The following is a 254-nucleotide window of genomic DNA, read 5'->3' as shown; positions in this document are numbered from 1 at the left end:
CCTGACACGCAATAATCATGTCCACTTTGTCTGCACAGACCGCCCAGGCGGCCTCCGTTTCATCCAGCAACGCGTTCAGATCACCGTTAGTGCGCGGCGTTGCCTGATCCAGCCGACACGGCGTCACTCGCGGACAACCACTGACGGTAAGCTGTACCTCCGGTGAGTGCCGGACGTTCCCGCAGCCGGATAATGTCAGCAGGCAAAGGAGTATCAGCCCAGCGGCGTAAATCCTCGTTCTCACGTTTCAGTTC

General features: G+C 58.7%; 1 protein-coding gene. It reads right to left on the bottom strand.

Annotation, left to right across the window (positions count from 1 at the left end):
• Positions 1 to 244: Rz1-like lysis system protein LysC (gene lysC, locus SB765_RS31640; protein WP_410932756.1), on the bottom strand; the 244-nt coding region annotated here is incomplete at its 3' end.
• Between the last annotated feature and the right edge of the window lie 10 nt (positions 245 to 254).

The sequence above is a fragment of the Pseudomonas sp. SIMBA_067 genome, from assembly GCF_046534675.1.
Taxonomy (GTDB): Bacteria; Pseudomonadota; Gammaproteobacteria; order Pseudomonadales; family Pseudomonadaceae; genus Aquipseudomonas; species Aquipseudomonas putida.
This window is presented reverse-complemented; position numbering and strand designations above follow the sequence as displayed.